At 72.5% G+C, this 15,566-nt stretch carries 16 protein-coding genes and 1 other RNA gene; 3 read left to right on the forward strand and 14 right to left on the reverse strand.

Annotation, left to right across the window (positions count from 1 at the left end; genetic code table 11):
• Nucleotides 1-19 precede the first annotated feature (19 nt).
• The 5 genes from BK819_RS09200 to ffs all read right to left on the reverse strand — a co-directional run bounded on the left by BK819_RS09200 (nucleotide 20) and on the right by ffs (nucleotide 4,877).
• Entirely contained in the window at nucleotides 20-1,240 is a 1,221-nt protein-coding gene (locus BK819_RS09200) for an acetate kinase (RefSeq protein ID WP_071328886.1), read from the reverse strand.
• Entirely contained in the window at nucleotides 1,237-3,366 is a 2,130-nt protein-coding gene (pta, locus tag BK819_RS09205; RefSeq protein ID WP_071328887.1) for a phosphate acetyltransferase, read from the reverse strand. The genes BK819_RS09200 and pta overlap by 4 nt, the downstream gene beginning before the upstream one ends.
• Nucleotides 3,367-3,428: 62 nt before the next feature.
• On the reverse strand, nucleotides 3,429-4,127 hold the full coding sequence (locus tag BK819_RS09210; protein WP_071328888.1) for a hypothetical protein: 699 nt from the start codon (nucleotides 4,125-4,127) through the stop codon (nucleotides 3,429-3,431).
• Entirely contained in the window at nucleotides 4,124-4,732 is a 609-nt protein-coding gene (locus BK819_RS09215; protein ID WP_071328889.1) for a rhomboid family intramembrane serine protease, read from the reverse strand. The genes BK819_RS09210 and BK819_RS09215 overlap by 4 nt, the downstream gene beginning before the upstream one ends.
• Before the next feature lie 48 nt (nucleotides 4,733-4,780).
• An RNA gene (gene ffs, locus BK819_RS09220) (signal recognition particle sRNA small type) lies at nucleotides 4,781-4,877 on the reverse strand.
• A 116-nt stretch (nucleotides 4,878-4,993) separates the two neighbouring features.
• On the opposite strand from ffs, the gene BK819_RS09225 reads away from it, so the two are divergent.
• Genes BK819_RS09225 through BK819_RS09235 form a run of 3 tightly spaced genes read left to right on the forward strand, consistent with a single transcriptional unit; the run spans nucleotide 4,994 to nucleotide 9,438 of the window.
• Nucleotides 4,994-5,983, forward strand: coding sequence for a MoxR family ATPase (locus BK819_RS09225; RefSeq protein ID WP_071328890.1), 990 nt, complete (start codon nucleotides 4,994-4,996; stop codon nucleotides 5,981-5,983).
• Nucleotides 5,984-5,993: 10 nt separating this feature from the next.
• Nucleotides 5,994-7,184, forward strand: coding sequence for a DUF58 domain-containing protein (locus BK819_RS09230; protein WP_071328891.1), 1,191 nt, complete (start codon nucleotides 5,994-5,996; stop codon nucleotides 7,182-7,184).
• Nucleotides 7,171-9,438 (forward strand): DUF3488 and transglutaminase-like domain-containing protein, encoded by a 2,268-nt coding sequence (locus BK819_RS09235; protein ID WP_071328892.1) that lies wholly within the window; start codon nucleotides 7,171-7,173, stop codon nucleotides 9,436-9,438. Before BK819_RS09230 ends, BK819_RS09235 begins: the two co-directional genes overlap by 14 nt.
• 19 nt (nucleotides 9,439-9,457) lie before the next feature.
• Here the strand turns inward: BK819_RS09235 and BK819_RS09240 are convergent, their stop codons facing one another.
• From BK819_RS09240 to mpaA1, 9 genes are all read right to left on the reverse strand, one after another.
• A complete protein-coding gene (locus tag BK819_RS09240; RefSeq protein WP_071328893.1) occupies nucleotides 9,458-10,366 on the reverse strand; it encodes a rhodanese-related sulfurtransferase in 909 nt (302 codons plus the stop codon).
• 29 nt (nucleotides 10,367-10,395) lie between these two features.
• Nucleotides 10,396-11,127: a hypothetical protein gene (locus BK819_RS09245; protein ID WP_071328894.1), complete on the reverse strand. Its 732-nt coding sequence runs from the start codon at nucleotides 11,125-11,127 to the stop codon at nucleotides 10,396-10,398.
• Nucleotides 11,124-11,852, reverse strand: a complete 729-nt coding sequence (locus tag BK819_RS09250; RefSeq protein ID WP_071328895.1) for an ABC transporter permease — start codon at nucleotides 11,850-11,852, stop codon at nucleotides 11,124-11,126. The genes BK819_RS09245 and BK819_RS09250 overlap by 4 nt, the downstream gene beginning before the upstream one ends.
• Entirely contained in the window at nucleotides 11,849-12,571 is a 723-nt protein-coding gene (locus BK819_RS09255; protein WP_143049269.1) for an ATP-binding cassette domain-containing protein, read from the reverse strand. Before BK819_RS09255 ends, BK819_RS09250 begins: the two co-directional genes overlap by 4 nt.
• The gene (gene mpaP / locus BK819_RS09260) at nucleotides 12,568-14,253 is read right to left on the reverse strand and encodes a daptide biosynthesis intramembrane metalloprotease (protein ID WP_071328896.1); all 1,686 of its coding nucleotides are present in this window, start codon (nucleotides 14,251-14,253) and stop codon (nucleotides 12,568-12,570) included. Before mpaP ends, BK819_RS09255 begins: the two co-directional genes overlap by 4 nt.
• Nucleotides 14,250-15,062, reverse strand: a complete 813-nt coding sequence (mpaM, locus tag BK819_RS09265; protein ID WP_071328897.1) for a daptide-type RiPP biosynthesis methyltransferase — start codon at nucleotides 15,060-15,062, stop codon at nucleotides 14,250-14,252. The genes mpaP and mpaM overlap by 4 nt, the downstream gene beginning before the upstream one ends.
• Before the next feature lie 68 nt (nucleotides 15,063-15,130).
• Entirely contained in the window at nucleotides 15,131-15,250 is a 120-nt protein-coding gene (gene mpaA3, locus BK819_RS17075; protein WP_292788270.1) for an MpaA3 family daptide-type RiPP, read from the reverse strand.
• 10 nt (nucleotides 15,251-15,260) lie between these two features.
• Nucleotides 15,261-15,386, reverse strand: a complete 126-nt coding sequence (gene mpaA2, locus BK819_RS16985; RefSeq protein ID WP_256209429.1) for an MpaA2 family daptide-type RiPP — start codon at nucleotides 15,384-15,386, stop codon at nucleotides 15,261-15,263.
• A 43-nt stretch (nucleotides 15,387-15,429) separates the two neighbouring features.
• On the reverse strand, nucleotides 15,430-15,564 hold the full coding sequence (gene mpaA1 / locus BK819_RS16990; protein ID WP_256209430.1) for an MpaA1 family daptide-type RiPP: 135 nt from the start codon (nucleotides 15,562-15,564) through the stop codon (nucleotides 15,430-15,432).
• Nucleotides 15,565-15,566: the final 2 nt, after the last annotated feature.

Genomic DNA, 15,566 nt, shown 5'->3' on the forward strand with positions numbered 1-15,566 from the left:
GGGTAACCCCGGACCCGGATCAGAGCAGCTCGGCGGTCTGTCTGGCGATCTGCAGCTCCTCGTCCGTGGGCACGACGAGCACGGTCACGGGCGAGGCATCGGTCGAGATGACGCGGACGCCGCGCCCCTTCGCCTCGTTGCGGGCGGGGTCGATCTCGATCCCCGCGAAGCCGAGCGTCGCCATCGCCGCCGCGCGCACCGGCGCGGCGTTCTCGCCGACGCCGGCGGTGAAGGACACGACGTCGACCCCGCCCAGCTGGGCGATGTAGGCGCCGGCGTAGGCCCGCAGACGGTGGACGTATACGTCGAAGGCGAGCGTCGCGGCCTCCTCGCCCGCGGCGACGCCCGCGAGGATGTCGCGCATGTCGCTGCGGCCGGCCAGACCCGCGAGCCCGCTGCGGGTGTTCAGCAGCGCGTCGAGGTCGTCGATGGTGTAGCCGGCGCGGCGGGACAGATGCACGAGAGCGGCCGGGTCGAGGTCGCCCGACCGCGTGCCCATGACGAGGCCCTCGAGCGGAGTCAGGCCCATCGAGGTCTCGACCGAGCGGCCCCCGTCGATCGCGGTGACCGAGGCGCCGTTCCCGAGGTGGAACACGAGCTGCCGGAGGGTCCCGAGGTCGCGCCCGAGGAAGCGCGCGGCGGTCTCGCTGACGTACTGGTGGCTCGTGCCGTGGAAGCCGTACCGACGGACCCGGTGCTCGGCGGCGAGCGCCGCATCGATCGCGTAGGTGTAGGCCGCCGGCGGGAGCGTCTGATGGAACGCGGTATCGAAGACCGCGACGTGCGGGACGTCGGAGAACACGGCACGCGCCGCCCGGATCCCGGCGAGGTTCGCCGGGTTGTGCAGCGGCGCGAGCACGGCCAGCTCGCCGATCTGCCGCTCGACATCGGCGTCGATCAGGGTCGGCGCGTAGAAGCGCGCACCACCGTGCACGACCCGATGCCCCACCGCGACCGGCGCATGGGCGTCGAGCGAGGGACCGTGCGCGGCGAACTGCGCGCGCATGACCTCGAAGGCCGCGGCGTGGTCCGGGATGGACTGCTCGTCGCGGTAGGTGGCGTCGAGCATCGTCGCCGACGGTCCGTCACCCGGCTCCGGGCGCACGGTGTGGGCGACGGGGCTGACATCCTGTCCGATGCGCTCGATGAGCCCGCTGGCGAGCTCGTCCTCGTGCGCAGTGTCGATGAGGCTGTACTTCAGCGAGGACGAGCCGCTGTTGATGACGAGGATCGCGCTCACGCCTCCTCCCCCGATCGCTCGTCGCCCTGGGCCTGGATCGCCGTGATGGCCACCGTGTTCACGATGTCGTCGACGAGCGCACCGCGGGACAGGTCGTTGATGGGCTTGTTGAGTCCCTGCAGCACCGGACCGATGGCCACGGCGCCGGCGGAGCGCTGCACCGCCTTGTAGGTGTTGTTGCCGGTGTTGAGGTCGGGGAAGACGAACACGGTCGCCCGCCCCGCCACCGCCGAGTCGGGCAGCTTGGCCTTGGCGACCGCCGCGTCGGCGGCGGCGTCGTACTGGATGGGGCCCTCCACGAGGAGTTCGGGAGCGCGCTCGCGCACGAGCACCGTCGCCGCCCTGACCTTGTCGACGTCGGCCCCCGACCCGGACTCGCCGGTGGAGTACGACAGCATCGCCACGCGGGGGTCGATGCCGAACTGCCGGGCGGTGGTGGCGGACGAGATCGCGATGTCGGCGAGCTGCTCGGCCGTGGGATCCGGGATGACCGCGCAGTCGCCGTACACGAGCACGCGGTCGGCGAGGGCCATGAGGAACACGCTGGAGACGACGTTCACTCCCGGCTTTGTCTTGATGATCTCGAAGGACGGACGGATCGTGTGCGCCGTGGTGTGCGCGGCACCGGAGACCATGCCGTCGGCGAGCCCGAGGTGCACCATCATCGTCCCGAAGTAGGAGACGTCGGTGACGGTGTCGGCGGCCTGCGCGAGCGTGATCCCCTTGTGGGCGCGCAGCCGGGCGTACTCGGCGGCGAAGCGCTCCACGAGGGCCGGGTCGGTGGGACTCAGCACCTGCGCGCCGGCGAGGTCGAGGCCGAGTTCCGCCGCACGAGCGCGGATCGCACCGTCGTCGCCGAGGATGGTGAGCTCCGCCACCTCGCGGGACAGCAGCGCCGCCGCCGCCCGGAGGATGCGGTCGTCGTCGCCCTCGGGGAGGACGATGTGGCGACGGTCGGAGCGCGCGCGTTCCATCAGGCCGTACTGGAACATGAGCGGCGTGACGACGTGCGACTCGGCGAGCCCGAGCTGCTCGGTGAGCTCGGCCACGTCGACATGCGCTTGGAAGAGTCCGAGCGCCCGGTCGTAGCGACCGCGCGAGTCGGCGGAGATGCGGCCGCGGGTGCCCATCACCCGTACCGCCGTGTCGTAGGTGCCGAGGTCGGTGGTGACGATCGGCACCGAGGAGGCGAAGCCGTCGAGCAGCTGGAGGATCGGGTCCGGCAGGGGGAACGGCCCGTTGAGGATGATGCCGGCGATCCGCGGGAACGTGCCGGAGGAGTCGGCGAGGAGGGCGGCGAGCAGCACCTCGGTGCGGTCAGCGGGAATCACGACGACGGCCTCGTCGGTGAGGCGAGGCAGGACGTTCACCATCGACATGCCGGCCACGACGATCGACAGCGCGACCGCGGTCAGGCGATCCTCGTCGCCCTTGAGGAGCGTCCCGTCGACCGCGGAGACGATGCCGCGGATGGACGGCGCGACGAGCGCGCGATCCTCGGGGAGCGCCCAGACCGGGGTACCGGTGGGGACGACGGCCCGCACCGCGTCGACGATGGCATCGAGCGCGTCGGGGTCGGCCCTGTTCACGGCCACCGCGAACAGCTCCGCGCGCTCCTCGGCGAGTTCCGGCAGCGCCAGGGCGGCGATCTGGCCGACGGCGGCGGGCACCCGGGCGGTCGTGGTGCCGAGCTGCTCGGCCTGCCGCTGCTGGTCCCGTCCGCTCAGCACGAGCAGGACGGGGGCGCCGAGGTTCGCCGCGATCCGGGCGTTGAAGCCGAGCTCGGCGGGGCTCGCGACGTCCGTGTAGTCGCTGCCGACGATCACGACGGCGTCGCACTGCGCCTCGACGGCCTTGAAGCGCGCGACGATGGTCGACAGCGCGCCCTCCGGATCGGCGCGCACATCGTCGTAGGTGACCCCGATGCAGTCCTCGTAGTCGAGCTGGACGCCGTCATGGGCGAGCAGCAGCTCGAGGATCTCGTCCCGCTCGGCGACCGCCCGGGCGATCGGGCGGAAGACGCCGACGCGCGGCGACACGCGCATCAGCGCGTCGAGCACCCCGAGGGCGATCGTCGACTTCCCGGTGTGGCCTTCGGCCGAGGTGATGTAGATGCTCCGCGACACGGCTCCAGCTTAGGCGGGCACCCGGACACCGCACCCGGCCGCTGCCGTGACAAACGTGTGCGTCACTCGCACGGGCCGGACAGCACGTCGACGACGGCCGTCGCATCCTCCTGGTACCGCGTGTAGTAGTCCCGATCGGTGTTCACCTGCACCCGGTGGATCGCGTGCGACGGCGCCATCGACCGCCAATCGGGGATCCGCCCGAGGCGCTCGAAGAACAGACGGGCCGCGGTGGCGGGATCCATCCGCTGCTCCGCGCTGCCCCACCAGTCCTGCTGCTGGAAGAGGCCGATGCTCGTCGTGCGCGATCCATCCGGATTGGTCCAGCCGCGCGTCTCCCAGTCCCCGTAGGCGATGTTGCGCAGGCTGCTCTCCCCCATCGCGGTCATGACGCCGAGGATCTGGCCGTCCCGCGCGAACCCGAGCTCGTCGGCGGTGCGGATGATGGTCGCGGCGTTCTCGAGCTGTTCGCCGCTCCATCCGGCGACGCCCGCCTGGGGGAAGGTCGACGGGCGGTCGAGGCAGACCGGCGCCGGATCCCTCGCCAGCCCCAGGGGGATGAGCACGAACAGCACCGCCACAGCGGCCACCACCGCGGCCGACACGGCGACGCGCTGCAGGATCCGCTTCCGCCGGGCACGCCGGGCGGCCCGACGGCGAGCCTCGCGGCGCCGTCGGTTGGTGGCCTCGCGCGAAGCGGCGGGCCGCCGGGTCGATGTGGTCCGCGTCCCCGCCGTCCCCCTCGTGCGCGGGGCCGTCATCGTCCGACGGCGCGGCGCCGGTCGGGACGCCGTCCGGCGAGCGCGGCCGCACCGCCCCCGATCGCGCCGAAGAGATGGCCCTGCCAGGACACGCGGTCCGCGACGCCGAACACCCCGGCCAGCATGGTGCCGCCGTACAGGCCGATCACGACGACGGCGATCACCGCGTAGAGGATGCGGTGCGAGACACGACCGGGAGCGAACACCCGCATCACCACGTAGCCGAAGTACCCGAAAACGAGTCCGGAGGCGCCGACCGTCAGCGTGCCGGGGGCGTTCACGAGCCAGGTACCCAGCCCGCCGACGACCGCGACGATCACGGTGACCGCCCAGAACCGCCGCGTGCCCTCGACCGCGACCAGGCAGCCGAGCACGAGGAACGGCACGGAGTTCGCGATCAGATGCGCCCAGCTCGCGTGTAGCAGCGGGGCGAAGACGATGCCCAGCAGTCCCGCGGGGTCCCACGAACGGATGCCGAGGCCGCTGAAGGAGCCCGGCAGCACGGCGTCCGCGAACTGCACCGCCCACATGGCCGCGAGCAGCAGCACGGGCGACGCGAATCGCCGCAGCGGATGCTCGGGCCTGGCCGACGGAGGAACGGTCACCGCTCGATTCTCGCAGGAGCACCCTGGCGCCGGCTGGACGCAGGGAAAAGAAAAGACCCTCCGCGCACCCAGCAGAGCCCGGTTACCCTTGCTGCGTTTCCGCCCTGGGGGAATTGGCCTGGATGCCGCCACGCGGAGAGCCGTCGTCCACTCTACCCGACGCCGACGGGACCCGACGACCGCAGCCCGGCATGGTCCCGCAGGGTGTGCGGAGCGTACGATCGATGCACGCGCATCGTTGCGCCGGACGAGAGGGAACGCATGCCAGAGAACGCCCCCCTGAGCCCGGTCGCGATCGACGCCGACGGATTCGCCGCCCAGACCGCGGCCATCCTCGGCTCGATCAGCCAGGTGATCGACGGGAAGCCCGAGGCTGTGCGCAGCGCCCTCGTCTGCCTGCTCGCCGAAGGCCATCTGCTCATCGAGGACGTGCCCGGCGTCGGGAAGACGATGCTGGCCCGCGCCCTCGCCGCGACCGTCGACGCCACCGTCCGCCGTATCCAGTTCACCCCTGACCTCCTGCCCGGCGACGTCACGGGGGTCTCGGTCTACAACCCCGTCGATCGCGAGTTCGAGTTCAAGCGCGGCGCCGTCTTCGCCCACATCGTCATCGCCGACGAGATCAACCGTTCCTCCCCCAAGACCCAGTCCGCACTCCTGGAGGCCATGGAGGAGGGGCAGGTCACGGTCGACGGCTCCACCCACCGGCTCCCCGACCCGTTCCTCGTCGTCGCCACGCAGAACCCGCTGGAGATGGAGGGCACCTACGCGCTTCCGGAGGCGCAACGCGACCGGTTCATGATGCGCATCTCGATGGGCTACCCCGACCCCGCGGCCGAGGCCCTCATGCTCCGGCAACGCGATGTCGTGAACCCGCTGGCGACCGTGACCCCGGTCGCGGACGCCGCCGCGATCTCGCAGCTCATCGCCTGGGCCCGGGCCGTGCATGTGGCTCCCGCGCTCGAGGAATACGCCGTCTCCCTCGCCCAGGCGACGCGGAACGACCCCAGCCTGCACCTCGGCGCCAGCCCGCGGGCCACGTTGCAGCTCGTCCGCGCCGCGAAGGTCTGGGCCGCCCTGGACGGGCGCGACTACGTCATCCCGGACGACATCACCGACCTGCTGATCCCGGTGTTCGCCCACCGTCTGCTCCCGGCCCGCGGGGCCCACCGTGCGGGCGCGCAGCCGGTCGAGGCGGCGCTCACCCAGATCGCGGAGCGCGTCCGCGTCCCCGTCGCGACCCGTTCCTGAGCACGCGATCATGCGCCGACGTCGACTGCTCACGCCGCGCGGCACCGGTGCGTTCCTCGCCGCCCTCGCGTGCGTGATCGCAGCCAACGTCCTCGGCGCCCGGATCCTCCTGTACCTCGGGATCCTGCTGGGCGCTCTCACGCTGTTCGCCGCCCTCGCCGTGCGCCTCCCGCGGCGTTCCGGGACCGTCAGTCGGCAGATCTCGACCGACCTGCTCACGGTGTCCGAGACCTCGCGGGTCACGGTCCGCTTCACGTTGCGCGCCCTCCGGGTCCCGCACGGGCTGTGGCACGACATCCTTCCCCCCGCGGTCACCGGAGACTCGAGCGGCGAATACCCCGCGGACACACCCCAGCTCAGCTATCTCGTCACCGGCGTGCGCCGCGGCGTCTGGCCCCTCGGGCCCCTCGTGCTGCGGACGGTCGATCCGTTCGGTCTCGCCCAGCGCGAGCAGGCGTTCGGCGACACGCGCACCGTCACCGTCGTCCCGGAGGTCTTCGCGCTCACCCCGCTCGCCGTGCGGATCGGCGCCGCGGGCGGGACGGCGCACACCTCGTCCACCCGTCTCGGCCAGGGCAGCGACAACCTCTCGCCCCGTGGCTACGCGCCCGGCGACTCGATGCGACGCATCCACTGGAGGGCCACGGCACACCGCGGCGAGCTCATGGTCCGGCAGGAGGAAGAGGAATCGAGCCCGGACGCGGTCGTCGTGCCCGACCGCGCTGCCGGTGGCTGGGCGCCGGGAACCGATGTCGTCGACCCGGCGTTCGAGGCCGCCGTCTCCCTGTGCGCATCCGCCGCCGTCCACCTCGCAGCGGAGGGGTACAGCGTCGATGTCCTGGACAGCGCCGGCACGCTCCTCGGCGCGCTCCGCGGACACGAGGACGACCGGGACGGACTCCTCGTCGCCCTGGCGATGGTGATGCCGCGCGGTGAGAGACGCGATCTCGTCGCCCTCCTGGGCGGGACTCCCCCGGGACCGCTCGTCTACGTGACAGGACGGCTGGACGAGGAGGACGCCGCGCTGCTGCGCCCGGCCGGCGCTGCGGCGCCGCTGCTGTTCAGCACGGATCCGCTTCCGGGAACGGAGGCCGCCGCCCGCCACCACGGCTGGACGGTGACGCGGCTCGGCGTCGACGTGGCGGACGCCTGGGACGACGCCCTGTCGGCACGGACGGGAGCCGCCGATGTTCCGCGCTGAGCGCCCGCAGCCCGCTCCCGTCCCCGCCGACACGAGCGCACGTTGGCATCGCGACCGGGAGGAGCCGCCGCCCGGAGTGCTCGCGCCTGCGGCCCTCGCCGGGCTCGCCGCACTCACGGCGCTGTGGCCGTTCACCGCCGTCATCGCTCCGGGGACCTGGTCCTTCGTCGCGACCGTCGTCATCATCGCGGTCGTGGGGGTCGGCGCGCTCGTGCGTCACCTGCTGCGCGGGCGCTCGGAGGGCGTCGCCGGGCTGGCGGCCCTCCTGGCGCAGATCGTCGTGGCGGTCGGCGTGCTCACGCTGCTCCTCGCGGGGGACACCGCGGTCGCAGGGGTCGTGCCGACGTCCGCGACGCTGAGCCGGTTCCAGGTCATGGCTGCGGCGGCAGCGGAGGAGATCGTCTTCGGCTCCGCCCCGCTGGAGGCCTCTCCGGGACTCGCAGCGGCCCTCGGCGCGGGCTTCGCGGTCGTCGCGATCCTGCTCGATCTCCTCATCGCGAACCGATCCGCCGTGCTCACGACCGTGCTGATGGGCGTCACCGGCGCGGTGCCCATGATCATCACCCTGGGCGCCCCGAACCTGGGGTGGTTCGTCGTGGCCGCCGTCGTGGCCCTCCTCGTGTTCCACTTCACCGCCCGCCGCCATCCGGAGTCGCCACGCCGATCGTCGCCCGGGGTCGCGGTCGCCGTGGGCGCCGCCGCCCTCGCGACCACCTTCGTCGTGACGCCGCTGCTCCCGGTCGGCTCGACCATCACGGGCACCGGGGTCGGTGTGACCGTCGATGCCTCGCTGCGGCTGGGCGACGATCTGCGGCAGCCGAGCCCCGTCGAAGTGCTGACCGTGGCCGCGAAGGCGGACGCCGCCCCGTACCTCCGCCTCACGACGCTCTCCCGATTCGACGGCCGCGTGTGGCAGCCCGATCGTGGCGATCTGCAGTCTCAGGTCGACGGCTTCGGCGAACCGGAGTGGGGGGACGACATCACCACCGCCGAGCAGACGACCTCGATCCGAGTGCTGCGCATGTCGAGTTCCTGGCTGCCGCTGCCCTACCCCGCCACCGACGTGCAGGGACTCAGCGCTGCATGGCGCGTCTCGCCCGAGAACCGCACCCTGTTCTCCCGCCGCGCCGATGCGGTCGGCAACGACTACACCGTGACCTCGCTTCGGGTGACGCCGACGCTGGAGCAGATCCGCGCGACGGAGGCGGCCCCGCCCCGCGACGACGCGGAGGGCGAAGAGGTGGAGCTGCCCGGAATCATCTCGCAACTGGCGACCGAGGTCACCGCGGACGAGGAGACCGACTACGACCGCCTCATCGCCCTGCAGGACTGGTTCCGGTCGGAGTTCGAGTACTCGCTGGAGACGCCCGTCGACGAGGGGTTCGACGGCACCGGCGCCGACGCGGTGGCCCGTTTCCTCGAAGAGCGGTCCGGGTACTGCGTGCACTTCGCGGGCTCCTTCGCTCTCATGGCCGAAAGCCTGGGAATGCAGGTGCGCATCGTGGTGGGGTACCTCCCGGGGGCTCCGACCGACGAGAAGCGCGGAGACGAGTCGATCTTCTCGGTGTCGAGCGACCAGCTGCATTCGTGGCCCGAGGTGCTGTTCCCCGGGATCGGCTGGGTGCCGTTCGAGCCGACCGCCTCGCTCGGCGTCCCCACGGCTTTCCGTGCGGGGATCACCGGAGGGGGGACCGACGGCAGCCCGACCACCCCGGCGCCGACGACGGCGCCTCAGACCGAGGAGACATCGGGCCCTGAGGTCGACCGGAGGGACGCCGATGCCGGCTCCTCGGACTCCGGGGAGCTGCGCCGGCTCGACCCGACGCCGGTCCTCCTCACGACACTCGGCGTGGTGATCGTGCTCCTCCTGCCCGCCGTCGTCCGGCTCCTCGAGCGGCGCCTCCGGATGCGTCGCGCCGCCCACGGAGACGCCGCCGCGGCGTGGGCGGAGCTGCGCGACACCCTGATCGACCTCCGGATCCCCGTCTCGGACGCGGAGAGCCCGCGGTTGCGTGCCGCAGGGCTCGTCAGGGAGGCAGGTGCGGACGAGGCCGCGTTGGGCCGGTTGGTCAGGGCGGTGGAGCGCGCGAACTACGCACGATCGTCCGCCGCTGCCGACGACCTCGCCGTCCCCCTGCGGGCCGTGCTCGTCAGCCTCCGCGCGCACGTCGCCGGAGGAACTCGGGCCGAGGCGCTGCTGTTGCCGCGGTCGCTCTATGCGCCGCGGGGTTCCGACTCCCGGCTCCTGGTCTGACGGCCGGCAGGCGCCGCGGTCAGAGGTGCGCGGCGGACGGCTCCGCGTGCGTCGGGCAGGCGACCGCGTCGCAGTCCGCGCAGACCACGAACTGCATCCGGCATGAGAGGTCGGGGCAGTTCGCGGTGCGTTTGGTCGCCGCACCGCACCCTGCGCACACGCCGATGACGCGCGCGTGATCGGAGAAGTCGACGGACCCTCGCCCATCGAAGACGTAGAGCGATCCGTCCCAGAGACCGTCGTCTCCATAGGTCTCGCCGTAGCGGACGATGCCGCCCTCGAGTTGATAGACCTCGCCGAATCCGCGGGAGACCATGAGGCTCGAGAGCACCTCGCAGCGAATGCCCCCGGTGCAGTACGTGACGACGGGCTTGCCCTTCAGATCGTCGTAGGCGCCGGAGTCGAGCAGACGCACGAAGTCCCTGGTAGTCTCGGTGTCCGGCACGACGGCGCCGCGGAAGCGTCCGATCTCGGCCTCCAGCGCGTTCCGGCCGTCGAAGAAGACGACCTCGTCCCCCCGTTCGGCGACCAGGGCGTGCAGCTGGTCGGGGGTGAGCCGCGCGCCTCCGCCGACGACGCCGTCCGCGTCGACACGGAGCTCGTCCGAGGCACCGAAAGACACGATCTCGTCGCGCACCTTCACGCTCAGCTTCGGGAAGTCGAGGCTGCGGCCCGCCGCGTCGAGTCCGGTGCCCTCGCTCCACTTGATGTCAGCGTCGCGGAAGGGCGCATAGGAGCGGAACGAGCGTGCCCACTTCTTCAGCGCCGGGAGGTCGCCGCCCAGGGTTCCGTTGATGCCGTGTGCCGAGATCAGCAGCCGTCCGCGCAGCCCCAGCGCCTCGCCGAGGTCACGCTGCCAGACGCGGATGGCCTCCGGGTCGGCGAGCGGCGTGAACGCGTAGAAGAGGACGATCTTGGGGGTGGCCACCCAGGAATCCTACGTCGCCGCCGGGAACCCTACGACACGTCCCGCCGCAGGAACACGGCCGCCCCCGCGCCCACCGCGAGCAGGACCCAGCCTGCCGCGATCGGCACCGCCGCGGGTCCGAGGCCTCGATCCGCCGGAATGCCGATGACGGACACGTCGAACCGGAAGGCGTCGAGCAGGGCCGGGAGAGGCAGGTACGCGGCGCCCGCGCTCCAGAACAGCGCGACGAGCATCCCGAACCCCATCGTGAGCGCGGCGACGAACAGCGCCGCGAGATGCGCCTGCACGACGATGCCGACGCCCAGACCCCATAGAGCCGCGGACGCACCGAGGGCGACAGCCGACGCGACGGCGGACCCGTGCACGGGCACGCCGCCCATGGTGACGAGCAGCGCCGTGCGACCGCCGACCACCGCGGCGCCCGCGACGACCGCGCCGCCGAGCGCCGCGGCGGGCACCCGCGCGACGAGCATCACCCGTCGGGACTCCAGCATCAGCCGCTGCGCGACGACGCCGTCCCGTCGGTCGATCGTGTAGCGGAAGGAGCCGTAGACGGCCGCGAGGATGCCGGCGTAGGTCGCGAGCACCGCGTCGAAGGGGGCGACGAGCTCTTCCCGGGCTGCCGGCGGAGCGTCGGCGAGATCCGCCGGGATGCCGGCGGCGAGGGAGAGGGACAGCACGAGCGCCGCCAGCGCCATGCCGAGGAGGACGACGTCCCCGACGGCCCCGCGCGCCTGCGCGCGCAGCGCCCGACCGATCATGCGAGGCTCCGGCGTCCCCGGACGGCCGCGAGCACGACGAGGCCGACCGCCCACGTGATCCCGATGGCGAGGGCGGGCGCGAAGGCGAGCAGTCGGCCCTGGTACTCCGGCACGCTCAACGCCGCGATGGCCATTCCCGGCGAGAACCGCGCGACCTCGGGCGCCGTCCGCAGCATCGCGAACTCCAGTGCCATCGGGAAGACGAGGACGATGATCGCCGTCGCGTAGTAGTTCCGGGTGATCCAGCCGATCGCGCCGCCGATGAGGGCACCGAGGACCGCGCCGAGCAGGGCCCCGGCGACGATGCGCCCCGCGTCCGCGGTGAGCACGAGAGCGAGCCCGTGCCGAGCCAGGAAGAACGAGATGCCGAGCATCCACAGCAGGACGACGACCATCGCGAGCGCGAGGGCGACGAGGACGCCGGCGACCAGCTTCCCGGGGAAGGCGCGGCGGAACCCGACCGTCGTGAGCGTCCGGTCCATGGAGCCGTAGTAGTACTCCCGCGTCACCGGGTACGCGCCGACGAACGCCGCGGAGATGACCGACCACGCGAGCGGCTCCAGCAGCCGGGCCGTCGCCGTGCCCGCGTCAAGTCCGTCCACCGCGAGACGGGAGCCGTCGGAGAAGAGCACGAAGGCCGGCATGAGGACCGCGACGAGGTACACGGCCAGGATCGACAGCCCGCTCACCGCGCGCAGCAGCTCGCCACGGATCACGCCGCTCACGCGGGCGCTCCTTCGACGAGATCGAAGTACCGGCTCTCGAGCGAGTCGACCCCACCCGTGACGAGGTCGTCCAGCCTCCCGGCGAAGAGCGCGCGGCGTTTGATGACGACCACCTCGTCGACGACCTGCTCGAGCTCCGGGAGCTGATGGCTGGAGACGAGCACCGTGCCGCCGCGTTCGGCGAAGCCGCGGAGGAACCGGCGCAGCCACCGGATGCCGTCGGGATCCAGACCGTTCGCCGGCTCGTCGAGGATGAGCGTCCGCGGCGCACCGATCAGCGCCGCGGCCAGGCCCAGTCGCTGCGCCATCCCCGTCGAGTAGGTCTTCACGCGGCGGCGCGCATCGGCGGCGAGGCCCACCTCGTCCAGCACCTCGTCGACGCGGTCGCGGGGCATCCCGGCGGCGAGCCGGCAGATCTCCAGGTGCCGTCGCCCCGAGATGCCGGGCTCGAAGCCGAACCCGTCCATGTGGACGCCGACGTGCGCCGCCGGGTTGTCCAGTGCCCCGAACGGCACCCCGTCGACGATGGCCTCGCCGCCGGTCGGCCGCACGAGTCCGACGATCGCACGCAGCGTCGTCGACTTCCCCGCGCCGTTCGGGCCGAGAAGCCCGACGATCGCGCCGCGGGGCACCGCGAACGACAGGTCTTCGACGGCGGTGCGGCGCCCGTACCTCTTCGTGAGACCGTGCACCTCGATGGCGTGCTGCTTCATGGTCATCCTCTCTCCTTCTCGCTCGTGAGAGCTGCCAGCGGCGACGCGACCGTCGCCCAGATCGCCTGCCAGAGCGGGGTCGTGCCGAGGTCGACGCGCGCCTGTCCGGCTGCGGGCAGGGCACTCCGCTCCCCCGTCATCTCCGCCTCCGCCACCACCGTCACCGCGACCGAGGCCCCGGGCATCCTGACCGGGAAGAGCGCCTCGATCGGCACCTCGGTCTTCGTCGCCGGGCGGGTCCGCATCGTCCCCACGCCGCGGTACTCATTCGCGAGGATGCCCCGCGTCGACAGGACCACCGGTGCACCGTCCGGGAGGTCGATGCCGGTGTCCCGGCCGCCGTGCACCAGGACCACGCGGCCGTCATCCACGGAGAACCCCAGCGTCGCGGCCGTCGGGACCGGGATGAGGAGGCCGGCGGCCCCGATCCCGAGCGCGAGCGCGGCGGTCACCCCGGCAAGGCGGGACCGCGAGACACCGGATCGCCGCACCCGGAGCAGAGCGCGCGCCAGGAGGGCGACACCCACCGCGACCACGACGACCTCGAGGGCGAGCACGAGGAGGCTCGCCGCCGGACCGCCCCCGGCGAGCAGCTGGGCAGCCCGGACGACCGCGAACAGCACCAGGACGACCGGAGCCCCCAGGCAGCAGAGGCCGAAGGGCACGCTCCACCACCGCTCCAGCGCCCGAGGCTGCCGCGGCGCCCCGAACAGGAGGCGGGCGAGGAAGGCCGCACCGTCGCGTACCGTCCTCCCCCGCAGATTCGGCTCGTCGAGGGCGCTCATCAGGGCGAGGTACCCGTCGAAGCGCACGAAGGGGATCAGGTTCACGAGCACCACGACCGTACAGGAGATCGCGAGGAGCAGCAGCGTCTCCCTGGCCACCGACGACGGCAGGGCGAGAGCGACCACCATCGCCACCGCCGCCACAGTGGCGTGGACGGCCGGACCGGCGAGCGCGATCGCCACCCGGTGCCGGCGGTCGGGGAGCCGCCAGCCGTCCGTGACGTCGACGAAGAAGGCGGGTGTCAGGTACAGCAGCATGAACCCGGCGCGTCGCGGTCGGCCGCCCAGCCGGGTGAGGGTGAGACCGTGCGCGGCCTCGTGCAGCAGCGTCGCGAGGCCGAGCGCCACGACGGCGAGCGTGAAGCCGGCGAGGGGGACAGGACGGGCGAGCACGGCCCCCAGCTCGCCGGCGAGCAGGACTGCGGCGATGAACCCGGCAGCGAGCACCGCGACGACGGCCACGAGGACCCCGCGACCCGGGACGGGGACGACCAGACGGTCGAGACGGGCGAAGAGCGCGGGAGCGCGGAGGGTCGCGAACTGCACGGTGAACGGCGGCCGATAGGCGACACGACCGGGCGGCCGAGATGCGCCCCCGTCCAGGAGTCCGTTGTCACGGAAGCGCGCCACCAGTCGCAGCACCTCCTCGTCTGTCTCCCCCGGGGCGAAGCGCGTCTGCAACGCCGAGACGGGGGTGCGGCCGTCCATCGCCGTCAAGAGGTCGACCACCGCTCGGGACAGCCGGGCGGTCGGCACGCCCTGGACGGTGGCGAGCCACCCGGATCCCTCCGCCGTCGGCTCGAACGCGACGCCGGCGGCGAGAGACGGGCACGAGTGCGCCGTGAGGGACGCGCGACCGTCCCCGCGGCGACGCCGTCCGGGTCGAGGTCCTGCCGTCGTCATCGCCCGCCCCTTCCATCCCCGGCGAGGGAGGTCGTGAGGAGCAGGATCTCCACGCCCGCCGGCGTCCGCACGGCAGACCTCTCCGGCGCCGTGAACCCCGCGGCCACGAGCTCGCCCGCGAGGACCTCGGGGCACAGCACGTGCAGGCGGCTGGTGAGGACGGGCACCTCCGCGCGCGGGGCGATGTCCGCGAGGCGGACCCAGTTGACCACCCGCACGGCACCGTCGTTCTCGATCTGCTGCGCGAAGAGGTAGGGCTCCTCCCCTGCGCCGCCCGGGACGGTGATCTCGCGATCGGTCGCCAGGCCGAGACTGACCGCCGAGGCGCCGTCCGCGACGGTGAGGGCGAAGACACCGGTCGCGGTGAGATGACGCCGGACGCCCGCGTAGAGCCGCGAACGGCCCTCGCGGTCGAGCAGCGTGATCGAGGTCGCCCCGAGGACGACGAGACCGAAGTGCCCGGCGAGTGCGAGGTCGCGGATGTCCGCCATGATGCACTCGACCGTCGCCTTGGGCGGAACGGCGCCGCGGAGGCGCGCGAGCATGTCCGCGGAGAGATCGACCGCCGTGACGCGATGCCCGGAGCGAGCGAGCGGGATCGTCAGGCGGCCGCTTCCTGCGGCGAGGTCGAGGACGGGACCGGGGACCGCGCGCGCGAGTGCCAGGACTTCGCGGATCTCCGCCCGGTCCGGGCCGACGAGCCGGTCGTAGAAGTCGGTACCGGCCCCGGCATACAGGTCCTGTTCAATGGCGGTCGCGCCGACGAGGTCGAGCCGTGCCGCCACGGTCTCGGTGATCAGGGACGTCATCCGTGCATCGCCTCTCCTCGGATGGATGGTCGGGGAGTGCGGGCGGGTGGTCCCGCCCGCACCCTCGGTCAGGTCGCGATGGCGGCGGCTCCGCCGATGATCGCGATGATGTAGCTCGCGTGCTCCCACCACTCGAGCGGGGTGTCGATCTGTTCGAGTTCCAGGAACTCCAGCGACGTGGTCTGCAACGTGCACCTCCTAGGTCAGAGCGAGAATTCCGATGATCACGCCCACGGCGAAACCGCGGATGTAGTCGTCGGCATCGCCCGGCGCATCCATGGCGTCGAGTTCCGTGAACTCGAGCGTCGGCAGTGCTGCGGTCATGTGTCCCTCCTTCCTTTCTGTGATCCGGTGCTTCCGGTCGACATCACGTGGCGGCCGCCGCACCGATCCCGATGAGGACCAGCGCACCGATCACGCCCTGGTAGAAGCTGTCCCAACTGGGGGCCTCCATCGGGTCGAGCTCCTGGAATCGGATGCTCGTCTCCGTGCTTTCGTTCATTC

Origin of the sequence: Microbacterium sp. LCT-H2, from assembly GCF_001866135.1 — a bacterium.
Classification (GTDB): Bacteria; Actinomycetota; Actinomycetes; order Actinomycetales; family Microbacteriaceae; genus Microbacterium.